Genomic DNA, 14329 nt, shown 5'->3' on the forward strand with positions numbered 1-14329 from the left:
GGGCCCACCGGACGTGTCCGGTGGGCCCCGTCCCGTCAGCCGGCTACTTGAGCAGGTAGCCCTTGACGACGGTCTCCTCGAAGGAGTTGCCCGCCGCGTCCTCGACGTTCACGCGCAGGCTGACCGAGCCGCCCGCCGCGCGGCGCGGGTGCTCCACGGTCACGGTGCGCTCCATGCCGGAGCCCTTGACCCGCGCCGGCTGCCAGGTCTTCCCCTCGTCGAAGGAGACCTCGGTGGTGAAGACGCGGACGGGTGACACCGGGGCGCCGGGCGTCCGCTGGATCAGGACCGGGATGTCGAGCCTGCGGCCGGCCTCGGCCCGGTTCCACTCGTCCAGCTTCGGCGACATGCGCACCGCGTAGAGCGGGAGTGCCTGCCGGGTCGCCGTGGTCTGCGACCGGAACCGCCATTCGGCCGACACGTGGGTGGAGACCGAGCTGGGGGTGAGGTCGCGGTCCTGCTCGACCGTCAGCCGGTAGTCGGCCGGCGTCGCGTCGGCGGGCACGTCGCTCATGCTCCAGTCCTCGGAGACGAGTTCGCCGTTGCGCCGCAGCTCCACCGTGGGCAGGCCGGCCGTCGTGTCGGCCACCAGGTCGAGGTTTCCGTTCGCGGCCGACTGGAAGGGGCGGTAGATGGTGTCGCCCTCACGGAAGGCCGCCATCGAGGACGCGAGGCCCACGGCCTGGATCCCGCCGTTCCAGCGCTCCTCGACCTCGGTGCCGGCCTTGTAGCCGTGCAGGTCGCCGAGGTAGCTCTGGCCGCGGGTGTCCGGGTCGAAGATGTTGTTCTGGTCGAAGGCCGCCTGCCAGCGCAGTCCCTCGGCGGACGAGAAGTAGTCGACCCGCCGGGTCGGCACCGGCAGGCCCGTCATCGAGGGTGCGCTGAAGCGGACGTTGTCCACGTACATCCAGACGAGCCGGGCAGCGGTGGTGCCCGGGGTGGTGGCGGCGAAGGTGGTGTGCACCTCGGCCAGTTCCGAGGAGCGGGGGCGGTACCCCGGGTCGGCCGGGATGGCGCCGTGCACCGGGTGGGAGAGGTAGTAGACCGACGAGGGATTGCCGTCCGCGCCGGTGGGGCCACCCCAGACGGTGCTGACGAGGTAGGTGAACTCCGAGTCCTTCTCCCGTGCCGTCGGGGTCGCGTACACGCCCTCGAGGTGGTCCTCGCCGACCGCGTCGTACATGGTGACGGAGAGCAGTTCGTCGCCCACGCTGATGGTGCCGATCTCCGCCGAGAGGATGCGCGCCGAGCGGTTCGGCGCCGAGACGGTCACGGGCTTCGCCTTCCGTGCGTCGATGGCGACCTGCCGGTCGGCGGTCATCACGACCTTCGGCACGCCCACGATGACGCCCTCGGTGAACGACGCGTCGAAGAAGAAGCCGCTCACCGAGTAGGTGTCCTTCGGCAGCCGCACCACGGTGCTGTTCTTGCCGAGCGCCTCCACCTCGAAGGACTTGTGGTCGGCCGACTGGACGAGCAGGTACGCGGTGTCGGGGGCCGCGCCCGTACGGCTCTTCATGTCGATGCGCAGGTCGTAGGACGGCTGCTCGAGGTCCAGGCCGAACGGGACGCGCACCGACACCTGGTGGTCCGGGGTGCTCGCGGTCACCACGCCGCTGTAGGCGGCGTAGGCCGTCGTCGCCTCCGGGGTCCCGGTGAGGGTGACGTCCGCCGTTCCGTGCGCGGGCACGGTGACGGTGTCGGCGCTCAGCCGGAACAGGCCGGCGGGGGCGGGCTTGTCCAGCAGGCCGCTGCTCGCGTTCTGCGCCAGCCGGAGGGTGACCGGGGCGGCGCCCGGGTTCCGGTAGGTGATCTTCCGGGTCACCGGCGGCCGCTGGGCGTCGGTCCAGCGGACCAGCCCGAAGTCCACTGCGGCGACGTCGGCGGTGACCTCCTGGTCGACCGCCCGGGCGACGTCGACGCGCCCGGCGCCCTGGTAGTAGGCGCCGTGCTCGAGGGCGCCGGTCGCCGACTGCATCAGCTGACGCTTGACCTGCCCGGCGGTCCAGTCCGGGTGCTGCTGGAACAGGATGGCCGCGGCGCCGACCACGTGCGGCGTGGCCATGGACGTGCCGTCCATCGCGATGTAGCCGTCGTCGGCGGTGGTGCCGCCCGCCCTGGCGGCGACGACGCCGACGCCGGGGGCGATGACGTCCGGCTTGAGGCCGGAGTCGCCGGTCCGCGGGCCGACCGAGCTGAAGACGGCGCGGTCGTCGTCGGCCTCGGCGGCGCCGACGGCCAGCGCCCGGTCCGCGGAGGCGGGCGAGGAGACCCTGCTGCCGGAGCCGTTGTTGCCGGCCGCGGCCACCACCAGGACGCCGTAGTCACGGCTGACGGTGTCGACCATGGCCTCCACCGCGTCGGTCTCCGGCGTGTCCGTGTCTCCGAGGCTGAGGTTGATCACCCTGGCGCCGTGCTGGGCCGCCCAGGCCAGACCCTCGACGACGGCGGAGTTGTCGCAGTTGCCGTCCCCGGTGCACACCTTGCCGGACAGGATCCGCACACCGGGAGCCACGCCCTTGTACTGGCCGTCGGAGAGCGCGCCGGAACCGGCGATGGTCGACGTGACGTGGGTGCCGTGCCCCATCAGGTCGTCGGTGTTCGGCTCGTCGGTGAAGTTCGCCGACTCGGTGACGAGGCCCTTGAGGTCCGGGTGGTTCGGGTCGTAGCCGGTGTCCAGCACCGCGACCTTGACGCCGCTGCCGGTGAACCCCTGCTGCCAGGCGTGCGGGGCGCCGATGCGGCTCGCCGTGCTCTCGGCCTGGACCTTGGAGTGTCCGTCGAGCCAGACCCGGCGCAGGCCCGCCCCGAAGGACGTGGCGCCCGCCCGGCCGGGGGCGATGCCCTTCCAGAACTCCGCGGCGTCCTCGCGGTGTTCGGAAAGTGTCGCGAAGGTGGTGCCGGCGACGGTCCGGGCACCGTCGGCCCCGGCCGTGGTGAGCCGGCGCTCGGCGGTGCCCGCGTCACCCGCGTACTGGACGATCAGCGGCAGGCCGGACCGCTCGGCGTACTCCCCCGCGACCAGGGCCGAGACGTTGAACAGCGCCGCGTCGAGGCGGCCGGCGGCCAGCAGGGGGAGGGCGTCGGCGGGTATGACGACCCAGTCCCGGCCGTCCTGACGCTTGACGAACGTGAGGTGCTCGCGTCCCTTGGCGGGCTCGACCGTGACGCTCTGCCGGCCCGAGGAGTCCGTGTCCAGGGTGACCCGGTCACCGGTGATCAACGTGACCTGATGCCGGGAGACGATCTGCGTCCGGTCCGCTCCGGTCCGCGCGGCGGCCTGCGTGAGCCCGGTGTGCGGGCCGAGGTCCTGAGCGGCCCCGGGGACGGCGGTCAGACCGGCCACGAGCGCCACGAGGGCGGCGGTCGCCGCCGTACGCCGAGGCCGTGGAAGGCGCACCCCGCGGCGCCACCTGTTGTTCATGTCTCTCATGGGAGGACAGCGTGGTGCCGTCGAGCGCCGAGGTCAGCAGTTTGCCCTGTCCATCAGGCGTCAAGTCACCTTTACGCCAACGCCAATACCTCACAAAGAGGGCGGTGGCCCAGGCCCGGCGCCGGCTCACCTCCGGTCGAGCCGCGGTGAAGGCCGTCCCGTCGAAGTTCGCCGACCCGGACCGCTGCTCGCGGGACGAGGGGTTCCCGAATGCGACGATCCGGGTGACAGTCCCCCCCAACCGGCAGAGGGGGCGGCACCGCCGCCACCGTTCTCGAAGCCCGGGCGGCGGGCATCCCCCGTCGACGTGGTGCGGCCCGATGGGGCCGAACGAGCCGGCCGGCGGCGCCACGAGGGCGCCACCGACGGATGCGCGGGTCTGGGTTCCTCGTGATCCCGTACCGACTCCTGCGGAAAGACGCGGCGGCGTTCACGACCGAGCTCGTGGTGGGCGAGCTGGTCACCAACGCGATCCGTCACGGAAGCGGACCCTTCGGCCTCCGGATGATCGGCGACCGCCAGATGCTCATCTGCGAGGTCTCCGACGGCAGCGCCACAGCCCCGCATCTGAGATACGCGCGCTCCAGCGACCGGGGAGGACGGGGCCCGTTCCTGATCGCGGAACTGACCGACCGCCGGCGAACCAGGTTCGGCGACATCGGAAAGACCATCCGGGCCGAACAGGACCTCGCGGCAGCCTGAGGCGGCTCAAGCCGGCCGAGGCCCTCCGAATCAGATCGCTCTCCGCCGACCGGGGATTTTCCGCCCGGCGGAAGTCCTGTTGCCGGGGTGGAGGCGCCGTCGTCATGGTGTTCCCGACACGACGTCGAGGATGACGGGACCCCTCTCATGCCGCACATCACCGCGTTCGCCAGGAACCAGTGGTACGTCGCCGCCTACCGTCACGAGGTCGGGCGCGAGCTGCTCGGGCGGACGGTTCTCGGGGAGCCGCTCGTGCTCTACCGGGCCGAGGAGGACGGCAGTCCCGTCGTTCTCAACGACCGCTGCGTGCACCGGCGTTACCCGCTGTCGGAGAGCGGGCTCGACGGTGACCGGATCGTCTGCGGGTATCACGGGTTCACCTACGACCGGACCGGCGCGTGCGTGTACGTGCCGGGGCAGAAGCGCATCCCGCGCACCGCACGCGTCGCCTCCTACCCGGTGGTCGAGCGGGACTCCCTGGTGTGGGTGTGGATCGGCGACCCCGGGCTCGCCGACCCGGACGCCGTGCCGCGGGCCCGGCACCTGGACGCGCCGGGCTGGACGACGGTCAGGGGCATGGAGCCCGTCGACGCCGACTACGGACTCCTCGTCGACAACCTCCTCGACCTCTCCCACGAGACCTACCTGCACGGGGGCTACATAGGCACCCCGGAGGTCGCCGAGACGCCGATCACCACGGAGGTCGACGAGGGCGCCGGGATCGTGCGGGTCAGCCGGCACATGGACGACGCCGAGTGCCCGCCGTTCTACGCCCGTTCGACCGGGATCGAGGGCCGGATCACCCGCTGGCAGGACATCGAGTACCACGCACCCTGTCTGTACCTGCTGCACAGCCGGATCGCACCGTCCGGTGTAATGCCCGAGGCCGACGGCAACGACCCGCACGGCTTCCACACCGAGATCACCTACGCGATCACCCCGTCCTCGGACGGGAAGGTGTACGACTTCTGGATGGTCTCCCGGGACTGGGCGACCGACGACGCCGAGGTCACCGACTTCCTGCGGGACAACAACCACACGGTGGTGATGCAGGACGTGGACGCCCTCAACCTCCTTCAGCGGACGCTGGGTTCGGAGCGGTCCGGTTACCAGGAGCTGAGCATCAACATCGACACCGGCGGCCTCGCCGCCCGCCGTATCCTCGCCCGGCTGGCCGAGGAGGGCGACAAGCCCGTGGATAGGGTCCTGTGAGCGGGACCGCCGGTGAGATCTACCGCGTCGACTGGCTGCCGGGCACCGACGTGCTGCACGGCACCTGCCACTGCGGAGCCGAGCACACCGCGCAGGACCCGGTGGAGATGTGGACGTGGATGCTCGGCCACCCCGAAGGACACCGGCCCCCGGAGCGCACGCCATGAATCTTTACGAGGACGAACTGGTCGTCGGTGAGAGGGTTCCCGCGGCGGACGGGGTCGTCTCCCTCACCCTTCGCCGTCCGCACGGCGGGGAACTCCCGGACTGGGAGCCGGGGGCGCATGTCGACGTCGTGCTCGGCCCGGGGCTGGAGCGGCAGTTCTCGCTGTGCGGGGATCCCGGGGACCGTTGCGGATGGCGGATCGCGGTGTTGCGGGAGCCCGCCGGACGGGGCGGATCCGCCCACGTCCACGACCGGTTGGGCGTCGGCGACACGGTGCGGGTGCGTGGACCGCGCAACCGCTTCCGGCTGGAGCCTGCCCCGCGCTACCGGTTCGTCGCGGGAGGCATCGGCATCACCCCGATCCTGCCGATGCTGGCCGCCGCCGAGGCCTCGGGCGCCGAGTGGAGCCTGCTGTACGGCGGCCGGACCCGGCGGTCCATGGCGTTCACCGACGAGTTGGCGCGCTACGGCGGGGAGCGGGTCACCGTCGCCCCGCAGGACGAGTCCGGGCTGCTGGACCTCGGCCCGGTACTGGACGACGTCCCGGACGGCACCCTCGTGTACTGCTGCGGTCCCGGGCCGTTGCTGGACGCCGTGGAGGAGCGCTGCCCGGCGGCCGTGCTGCGGACGGAGCGCTTTCAGCCGAAGGCCCGGCAGGCGGACGGCGAGCGGGAGTTCGAGGTCGTCCTCGGGCGGAGCGGCGGTAGCCTCACCGTCACACCCGGGGTCTCCGTGCTCGACGCCGTGCGGGCCGCCGGGGTCGAGGTGCTGTACTCCTGCACCGAGGGCACCTGCGGGACGTGCGAGACGGACGTCCTCGAAGGCGACCCGGACCACCGGGACTCGGTGCTCTCCGAGGAGGAACGGGCGGCCGGGGAGACCATGCTCATCTGTGTGTCGCGGTGTCGAGGGGATCGCCTGGTGCTCGATCTGTGATCCCCAGGTCCGCCTCGATCGCCGCCACGGCGGCCCCGAGACGCGGCACCAGATCGCGGCGGACCGTGGAGTCGGACATCCGGCCGGAGTGCACCGCGAGACTCACCCCGGCCACCGCCAGGCCGCTGCCGTCCCGCACCGGAGCGGCCAGTGTCGTCACGCCGTCCTCGGGGTCGCCGTCGAGCGGCACGCACGCCGCTTCCGGCGGGTCGGCCAGCGTCGCTCGGCCCACCGCGGTACCGCGGGCCGGCCGGCGCGCCCCCACCGGGACGGCGGCGGCCACCGCCCGCCGGGCCCGCACCGGCGACGCACACGACCACGTCCCCGTCCAGGACCCGGCGCTTCTTCGCGACCCCCGGCATGTGGACCGGGATCCTGCTGCTGGGCCTGCTCGGATTCGCGCTGTCGGTGCTCTTCCAGCTGGTCGAACGGCGGGTGCTCGGCTGGTACCACGGACTGCGCGCGACGATCCGGCGGTCCCGAGTGCGCATCGAGAGGGGGCGGTCCGTGCTCGACGTACGCTGCCCGAGGAAGGTCTACGACGGTTCCGGCCGCCGCATCGAGGCGGTGCGGGACCTCACCTTCACCGTGGAGGCGGGCGAACTCGTCCGTCTCGCCGACCGTCGTCCAGGAGCGGCTGAAGGTGGATCTGCCGGACGACCGGGACCAGTTGCACACCCGGGTCGCCCCGCGCTTCGCCGAACTGCGCACCCATGTGTACGAGCAGATCCAGGCGGCGAAGCGCGGGACTTCCCCGGCGGCGCGGGTCACGCCGTCAGATATGCCTCCACCTCGCTGAACTGTGCGGCCGGCCAGCCGCTGTTGGCGGTGACGGTCAGCCGCAGATGGCGCAGGCTGGTGCCGGAGGGCAGCGCGACGGTGACGGAGTTGCCGGTGGCCGGGTCGAACCGGTAGCCGGTGGCCCCCACGACGGTCGAGTAGGCCGACCCGTCGGTGCTGCCCAGCACGGCGACGGTCTGGGTGCGCGCGCCCCAGGCCGAGGACGGCGGCAGCTTCAGCACCACCCGGCGTGCCGCGTAGGAGGAGCCGAGGTCGACGGTGAGCGACTGCGGGAAGGCGTTGTTGGCGGACTCCCAGTAGCTGTTGGCGTCGCCGTCGACCGCCTTGCCCGGCGTGTACACGTCCTGCGAGCCGGTGGCGGTCGCCGGGCGGCCCTTGGCGAGGTTGCGGCCGGGGTCCGGGTCGGGGTTGCCGCTGCCGGGCTGCGGCCAGCTGGAGCAGTCCGACCAGGTGCTGGACCAGCCGGAGTTGCCGCCGCCGTCGGTGAGCGCGAAGGAGCCGGAGTTCGACGGGTAGGGGCAGTTGTAGACGCCGGCCGCGCCGACGCCGCTCGCGGTGACGTTGCGGAAGGTGGCCGCGCCCTGCGCCTCGGCCTGGACGACGACCGTCCCGGCGTTGCGCACGGTCGCGCCGGTCACGTTGACGTTGCGGACCGGGTAGCCCTGCCCGCCGCCGGAGACGAACTCGAAGGCGCTGTACGGGCTGTCGGTGATCGTGGTGTTGGTGATGTCGACGGTGGCGTTGATGGCGCTGTCGTAGGAGTCGACACGCAGGGCGCCCATCGGGTGGTTCCAGTTGGGGTTGACGGCGCCCGTGCGGACCAGCGTGTTGCCGTCCACGGTGATCGTCCCGGACAGCGGCGAGAACGGGTCGGCGAACTTCTGGTTGGAGATGGCGATACCGCTGCCCAGCGCGTTCGTGTCGGAGATCAGGTTGTTCTTCACGGAGATGTCGGTGCCGCCGTAGATGGCGATGCCGTTGGCCAGGTTCGGCTGGGAGATGGTGTTGGCGGTGAAGCTGGAGTTGGTGTCGGGTGAGTACAGCGACCACATGGCCAGGGAGTCGTCGCCCTGGTTGCGCAGGAAGTTGTTGCGGACCTGGACGCCGTGGGCGGTGCCGTTGAGGTTGAGGCCGTCGGCGGTGGTGTCGAGGACCCGGTTGTTCTCGACGACCAGGTTGTCGTTGTTGCCCGTCAGCCAGAAGCCGCACTTGAGGTGCTGGATCCACATCCCGGAGACCGAGCTGTTGGGCCCGAGCGAGCCGTTGACGAAGTTGTCCGGGTTGGAGTCGACGCGTTCGGTGACCTCGCCGATCACCGCGAAGTTGTTGATGTGGACGTTCCCGGAGGAGCTGGACTGGTCGATGAACCGTGAGGTGTGCACGACCGAGTACCAGCTGCCGGCGCCCAGCAGGGTGACGTTCTGTACGCCGCTCAGGGAGGAGGTCAGCCGGTAGTCGCCCGGCGGGATCCACACCGTCCCGCCCTGGGCGGCGGAGATGGCGTCCCGGAAGGCCTGGGTGGAGTCGCCGTTGCCGCTGGGGTCGGCACCCCTGGAGGTGACGGAGACCGACCCGGCGGGCTGGGTGGCGGCCCCGGCCACCTGCTCGAAGTCGGCGACGTCGACGGTGACCTGGGTGCCGGTGGACTCGAAGGCGACCTTGTCCCCCGCCTGGACGTTCTGGCCCAGCAGCAGCCGCGCGTCGTCGAAGAAGTGGTGCTGCTTGGCGCCGGCGATCCAGCCGGTGTCGACGTAGGAGTACTTGGAGGTGACCGTCAGGGTCTTCGCCAGTCTGACCCCGTTGACGTACACGTCGAGGGAGCCGGACTGGCCGTCGGGGACGCTGTAGGAGAGGTTCACGGTGTTGGCCGCCCGGGGCGCGGTGAACTCGACGCGCTGCCCGGAGCTGAGGCGCACGGCCTGGCGTCCGGAGGCCTCGGAGGCGAGGGTGCCCTGGGTGTAGTCCGGACCGATCCTGGTACCGGTGGTGGTCGCCGTCTCCGCCTCGACCGAGGTGAAGGGGAGATTCGCGCCCGCGGCCGCGTGGGCGGCGGGCGCGACGGCGACGAGCAGCCCGGCGGCGAGGGCCACGGCGGCCGCCATTGCTGGCATGCTCCTGACAGATCGGGCGGTGGTGCTCTGCATGTGCTGATCCCTTCGGTGTGGGGGAGGGAGTGGGGGGACAGCGCGAGCGGTACCGGTGGCTCAGGTCGTCAGCCAGACCGCCGTGTCCCGGGGCAGCCGGCCCTCGTCGTCCAGCGGGCCGCTGGTGAGCAGGAGCCGGGTGTGGGCGGGGAGTTCGGCGGCCTCCGGAGCGAGGTTGACCACGCAGACCGTTCCCTCGCCGCGGGTGAAGGCGAGGACGCCCTCCGGAGCCGGCAGCCAGGTCAGCGGACCGGCACCGAAGAGGGGACGGGCGGCGATGGCCCGGCGGTAGAGGCTGAGCATGGATTCACCGTCCTCCTGCTGGCGGTCGGCCGCGTACGCCGCCCAGCCGGCCGGCTGCGGCAGCCACGGCTCCTCGCTCGAACCGAATCCCGCGTACGGCAGACCGGCGGCCCAGGGCATCGGCACCCGGCAGCCGTCCCGGCCCGGATCGGTACCGCCCGACCGGAAGTACATCGGGTCCTGGATGCGGTCCGCCGGGATCTCGGCCTCGGGCAGCCCCAGTTCCTCCCCCTGGTACACGTAGACCGCGCCGGGCAGCGCCAGGGACAGCAGCGCGGCCGCGCGGGCCCTGCGGGTGCCCAGCTCCAGGTCCGTGGGGGTGCCGAAGGCCTTGGTCGCGAAGTCGAAGGCGGTGTCCTCGCGGCCGTATCGGGTGACCGTGCGCGTCACGTCGTGGTTGCACAGCACCCAGGTGGCGGGCGCGCCGACCGGGGCGTGCTCGGCGAGGGTCGTGTCGATCGACGTCCGCAGCCGGTCCGCGTCCCAGGGGCAGGACAGGAAGGAGAAGTTGAAGGCGGTGTGCAGTTCGTCGGGGCGAAGGTAGCGGGCGAAGCGCTCGGCGTCGGGGAGCCAGACCTCGCCGACGAAGACGCCGCCGTAGGCGTCGGCCACCGCGCGCCATGAGCGGTAGATGTCGTGCAGGTCGTCGCGGTCGACGAAGGGGTGCGGCCGCGGATCGGTGGCCAGGTCCGGCAGGTCGGGGTCCTTGGCGAGCAGGGCCGCGGAGTCGATGCGGACGCCGGCGACACCGCGTTCGAACCAGAACCGCAGGATGTCCTCGTGTTCCTGGCGGACGGCCGGGTGGTCCCAGTTGAGATCGGGCTGTTCGGGGGTGAACAGGTGCAGGTACCACTCGCCGTCGGGGAGCCGGGTCCACACCGGTTCGGTGGAGCCGAGGAACTGTGACGGCCAGTCGTTGGGCGGGAGTTCGCCGTTCGCGCCGCGTCCCGGACGGAAGTGGAACAGCTCGCGCTCTGGGCTGCCGGGTCCGGCCGCCAGCGCCGCCTGGAACCACGGGTGCTGGTCGGAGACGTGGTTGGGGACGATGTCCACGATCGTCCGGATGCCCAGCTCCTCCGCCTCGGCGATGAGTTTCTCGGCCTCGGCGAGGGTGCCGAACGCCGGGTCGATGGCCCGGTAGTCGGCGACGTCGTAGCCGCCGTCCTTCAGCGGTGACAGGTACCAGGGGTTGAACCACAGGGCGTTGACGCCCAGTTCGGCGAGGTACGGCAGCTTGGCGCGGACGCCCGCGAGGTCGCCGGTGCCGTCGCCGTCGCCGTCCGCGAAACTGCGGACGTACACCTGGTAGATGACGGCCGAGCTCCACCAGTCGAGGTCCTTCGGGGCATGGCTGGGCTGTCCCACTGTGCGTGCCTTTCTGTCGGAGGAAGGGCGTCAGCCCTTGGTGCTGCCCGCGCTGATCCCGGCGATGATGTGCCGCTGGAAGACGAGGAACAGCGCGACCATCGGGATGCTGGCGATCACCATCGCGGCGATGAGCACGGTGAGCTGGATGTTCTGCGACAGCTGGACCAGGGCCACGCTGATGGGCTGCTTGTCGGTGTCGGAGAAGACCATCAGCGGCCACAGGAAGTCCTGCCACACCGCGACCAGGGCGAAGATCGACACCACCCCGAGCACCGGGCGGGACATGGGCAGCACCACCGACCACAGGATGCGCAGCTTTCCGGCGCCGTCGATCTCGGCGGCCTCCAGCACGTCACGCGGCAACTGGTCGAAGAACCGCTTGAGGAGGTAGAGGTTGAAGGCGTTGGCGACGGCCGGCAGCCAGATGCCGAGCGGGTCGTTGAGCAGGCTGGTGTGGATGAACGGCAGGTCGGCGACGGTCAGGTACTTGGGTACGACCAGGGCCTGGGCCGGGACCATCAGGGTGGCCAGGATGCCGCCGAGGACCACGTTGCCGAAGGCCGGCTTCAGTTTCGACAGGGCGTACGCCGCGGCCGTGCAGAACACCAGCTGGAAGGCCCAGGCACCGGCCGCCTGCACCACCGTGTTCCACAGGTGCTCGGGCAGCTGCATCAGGTCCCAGGCATCGGTGTACCCGGTCAGGTGCCAGTGATCGGGGACGAGGGTGGGCGGGGTCCGGGCGACCTCGTCCGGGGACTTCATCGCTCCGGTCACCATCCAGTACACGGGGAAGAGGAAGGCGAGCGCGAAGAGCAGGACGACACCGGTGAAGACGGTCCAGTAGACCGCCTTCCCGCGCGGGCGGGCCAGGGTCGCGGGCGAGATCAGGGTTCGGGTGGCGCTGCTCATCCGTCCTCCCCGGAGCGGGTCAGGCGCAGGTAGCCGGCGGAGAACACACCGAGCAGCACCAGGAGCATGACGCTGAGGGCGCAGGCGCCGCCGAAGTCGTTGTAGAGGAACGCGTACTTGTAGATGAGGTAGAGGACGGTGACCGTGGCGTTCTCGGGACCGCCGCCGGTGATGACGAACGGCTCGGTGAACACCTGCATGGTCGCGATGATCTGAAGGAGCATCAGCATGAGGATGACGAACCTGGTCTGCGGGACCGTCACGTGCCGGACGCGTTGCAGGAGGTTCGCGCCGTCCAGTTCGGCGGCTTCGTAGAGCTCACCTGGGATGGACTGCAGGGCGGCCAGGTAGATCAGGACGGTGCCGCCCATGTTGGCCCAGGTGGCCACGATGACCAGGGAGACGAGCGCGGTGTCGGCGCCGTTGGACCAGTTCGAGGTGGGCAGGTGCAGAGCGCGCAGCGTCTCGTTGGCGAGGCCGGCTCCCGGGTCGTAGAACCACTTCCACAGCAGGGCGCTGACCACCGGCGGGATCATCACCGGCAGGTAGACCACGACCCGGAAGAACGCCTTGGCGTGCCGCAGTTCGTTGAGCACCAGGGCGAGCACGAAGGGGATCGCGAAGCCGATCAGCAGCGCCAGCAGCGTGAAGGTGAGGGTGTTGCGCCAGGCCGCCGAGAACTCGGGGTCGTGCAGCACCCGGGTGAAGTTGGCGGTGCCGACCCATTCCGGCGAGGAGCCGGGCGTGTACTTCTGGAAGGCGATCACGACCGCGCGGATCGCCGGGTACCAGGAGAACAGGGCGAAGCAGATCAGTCCGCCGAGCAGGAACCCGTAGGCGCGGACCTGGTCGAGGAACCGGCGCCGTCTCCGGTCCCCTGCCGGGGACGGCGCCGGGGCCTGTCGGGCGCCGACCGCCGCGGGGGCGGGTCGGCGCTCGGCTGTCTTGGTCATCGCGGGTCAGCTCCGGGCCAGGATGCCGGCGATCTTCTCGTTGGCGTCCTTGAGGAGCTGGTCGATGTCGGCGTCCTTCTTGGTGAGGACGGCGGAGACCGTGCCGTCGAGGACGGAGTAGATCTGCTGGGCGTCAGGCGGCTCGATCTTCATCTGGAGGGACTGGTTGCCGTCCAGGAAGGCCTGGTAGTTCTCCACCGGGACGTTCGCGTTGGCCTTCTTGACCTCCTGGTCCTTGGCGTCGGCGGCGCCGGTGAACAGCCGCGGCTCGGGCAGGCCGACGGGCGCGTTGTTCTTCTTGGCGCGGGCGTAGTCGCCGAGGAAGCCGTCACCGGGGGTGAGGAACATGGAGTCGAGCCACTTGAGGCCGGCCTTGATCTGGGCCGGGGTGTCCTTCTTGTTGAACATGTAGCCGTCGCCGCCGATGAGGGTGCCCTGGCCGCCGGGCATCGGGGCGAGGGCGAGGTCCTTGTAGTTGCCGCCCTTCTCCTTGACCAGGATGGGGATGTTGTCCGGGGCGGAGAGGTACATGCCGAGCTTGCCCGAACCCATCATCTGCTGGACATCGTTGATGATCAGCAGCTGCTTGCTGCCCATCGAGTCGTCGGTCCAGCGCATGTCGTGCAGGTTCTGCAGGACGGCGTGGCCCTGGGGGGTGTCGACGGTCGCCGACTTGCCGTCGGCGGAGACGACGTCGCCGCCCTGGGAGTACAGCTCGGCGGTGAAGTGCCAGCCGCCCTGGTTCTGCGCGCTGTAGTCGGCGTAGCCGACGGTGCCGTTGCCGAGGGCGGCGATCTTCTTGGCGTCGGCGCGGACCTCTTCCCAGGTCGCCGGCGGCTTGTCGGGGTCGAGACCGGCCTTCTGGAAGAGCGCGCGGTTGTAGATCAGCCCCATGCTGTATCCGGTGCGCGGGATGCCGTAGACCTTGCCGTCCACGGTGTAGATGTCCCGCAGCTGCTTCTGGATGGTGTCGTAGCTCTTCAGGTCCTTGAGGTACGGCGTGAGGTCCGCGGCCTGGTTGATGTCCACGACGTGCCTGGCGTCGGTGAAGTACGTGTAGAACACGTCCTCCATCTGGCCGCCGGCGAGCTTGGCGTCGAAGGTCTTCGGGTCCTGGCACGGGAAGGCGTCGTGCATGACGACGTCGATGTCCGGGTTCTTCTTCTCGAAGTCGGCGGTGTCCTGGTCGAAGAACGAACGGTCGACCTTGGCGCTCTTCGGCGGCTCGCAGTTGACGGTGATGCGCGTCTTGCCGCTTCCTGCGTCGTCGTCGCCCGACCCGCAGGCCGAGGCCGAGAGCGCAAGGGACGAACAGACACCTATCGCGACGAGAGCACGGCGGAACCCGGTGCTGGACATCGGTGGACCCCCCAGAACAGGAGCAGTGGGCGCCGCACCGGGA

The 14329-nt window shown here is 70.8% G+C and carries 11 protein-coding genes and 2 pseudogenes; 6 read left to right on the forward strand and 7 right to left on the reverse strand.

Features of this window, described 5'->3' with window-relative positions; translation table 11 throughout:
* Positions 1 to 43: 43 nt before the first annotated feature.
* Complete coding sequence (locus ACFXI4_RS40385; protein WP_385001389.1) at positions 44 to 3424, reverse strand: S8 family serine peptidase; 3381 nt, start codon at positions 3422 to 3424, stop codon at positions 44 to 46.
* Positions 3425 to 3823: 399 nt separating this feature from the next.
* Between ACFXI4_RS40385 and ACFXI4_RS40390 the strand changes: the two genes are divergently transcribed.
* The 4 genes from ACFXI4_RS40390 to ACFXI4_RS40405 all read left to right on the forward strand — a co-directional run bounded on the left by ACFXI4_RS40390 (position 3824) and on the right by ACFXI4_RS40405 (position 6449).
* A complete protein-coding gene (locus tag ACFXI4_RS40390; protein WP_385001392.1) occupies positions 3824 to 4135 on the forward strand; it encodes an ATP-binding protein in 312 nt (103 codons plus the stop codon).
* Between the two features lie 147 nt (positions 4136 to 4282).
* Positions 4283 to 5347 (forward strand): Rieske 2Fe-2S domain-containing protein, encoded by a 1065-nt coding sequence (locus ACFXI4_RS40395; protein WP_385001395.1) that lies wholly within the window; start codon positions 4283 to 4285, stop codon positions 5345 to 5347.
* Positions 5344 to 5514 carry a hypothetical protein gene (locus ACFXI4_RS40400; protein WP_385001398.1) on the forward strand — a complete coding sequence of 57 codons (171 nt, stop codon included), beginning with the start codon at positions 5344 to 5346 and terminating at the stop codon, positions 5512 to 5514. Before ACFXI4_RS40395 ends, ACFXI4_RS40400 begins: the two co-directional genes overlap by 4 nt.
* The gene (locus tag ACFXI4_RS40405; RefSeq protein ID WP_385001401.1) at positions 5511 to 6449 is read left to right on the forward strand and encodes a PDR/VanB family oxidoreductase; all 939 of its coding nucleotides are present in this window, start codon (positions 5511 to 5513) and stop codon (positions 6447 to 6449) included. The genes ACFXI4_RS40400 and ACFXI4_RS40405 overlap by 4 nt, the downstream gene beginning before the upstream one ends.
* Here the strand turns inward: ACFXI4_RS40405 and ACFXI4_RS40410 are convergent.
* Positions 6400 to 6681 carry a hypothetical protein gene (locus ACFXI4_RS40410; RefSeq protein WP_385001496.1) on the reverse strand — a complete coding sequence of 94 codons (282 nt, stop codon included), beginning with the start codon at positions 6679 to 6681 and terminating at the stop codon, positions 6400 to 6402. The genes ACFXI4_RS40405 and ACFXI4_RS40410 overlap by 50 nt on opposite strands.
* Positions 6682 to 6785: 104 nt before the next feature.
* On the opposite strand from ACFXI4_RS40410, the pseudogene ACFXI4_RS40415 reads away from it, so the two are divergent.
* Positions 6786 to 6929: pseudogene (locus tag ACFXI4_RS40415) on the forward strand (ABC transporter permease); the annotation flags it as partial.
* Positions 6930 to 7056: 127 nt separating this feature from the next.
* A pseudogene (locus tag ACFXI4_RS40420) lies at positions 7057 to 7248 on the forward strand (ABC transporter ATP-binding protein); the annotation flags it as partial.
* Here ACFXI4_RS40420 and ACFXI4_RS40425 read toward each other — a convergent pair.
* Genes ACFXI4_RS40425 through ACFXI4_RS40445 form a run of 5 tightly spaced genes read right to left on the reverse strand, consistent with a single transcriptional unit; the run spans position 7217 to position 14286 of the window.
* On the reverse strand, positions 7217 to 9394 hold the full coding sequence (locus ACFXI4_RS40425; protein ID WP_385001404.1) for a discoidin domain-containing protein: 2178 nt from the start codon (positions 9392 to 9394) through the stop codon (positions 7217 to 7219). The pseudogene ACFXI4_RS40420 and the gene ACFXI4_RS40425 sit on opposite strands and share 32 nt — an antisense overlap.
* Positions 9395 to 9454: 60 nt before the next feature.
* Positions 9455 to 11062, reverse strand: coding sequence for an alpha-amylase family glycosyl hydrolase (locus ACFXI4_RS40430; protein ID WP_385001407.1), 1608 nt, complete (start codon positions 11060 to 11062; stop codon positions 9455 to 9457).
* A 30-nt stretch (positions 11063 to 11092) separates the two neighbouring features.
* Positions 11093 to 11974: a carbohydrate ABC transporter permease gene (locus ACFXI4_RS40435; protein ID WP_385001410.1), complete on the reverse strand. Its 882-nt coding sequence runs from the start codon at positions 11972 to 11974 to the stop codon at positions 11093 to 11095.
* A complete protein-coding gene (locus ACFXI4_RS40440) occupies positions 11971 to 12927 on the reverse strand; it encodes a carbohydrate ABC transporter permease (protein WP_385001413.1) in 957 nt (318 codons plus the stop codon). Before ACFXI4_RS40440 ends, ACFXI4_RS40435 begins: the two co-directional genes overlap by 4 nt.
* A gap of 6 nt (positions 12928 to 12933) precedes the next feature.
* A complete protein-coding gene (locus ACFXI4_RS40445) occupies positions 12934 to 14286 on the reverse strand; it encodes an ABC transporter substrate-binding protein (protein ID WP_385001416.1) in 1353 nt (450 codons plus the stop codon).
* Between the last annotated feature and the right edge of the window lie 43 nt (positions 14287 to 14329).

Source organism: Streptomyces sp. NPDC059224, from assembly GCF_042754285.1.
Classification (GTDB): Bacteria; Actinomycetota; Actinomycetes; order Streptomycetales; family Streptomycetaceae; genus Streptomyces.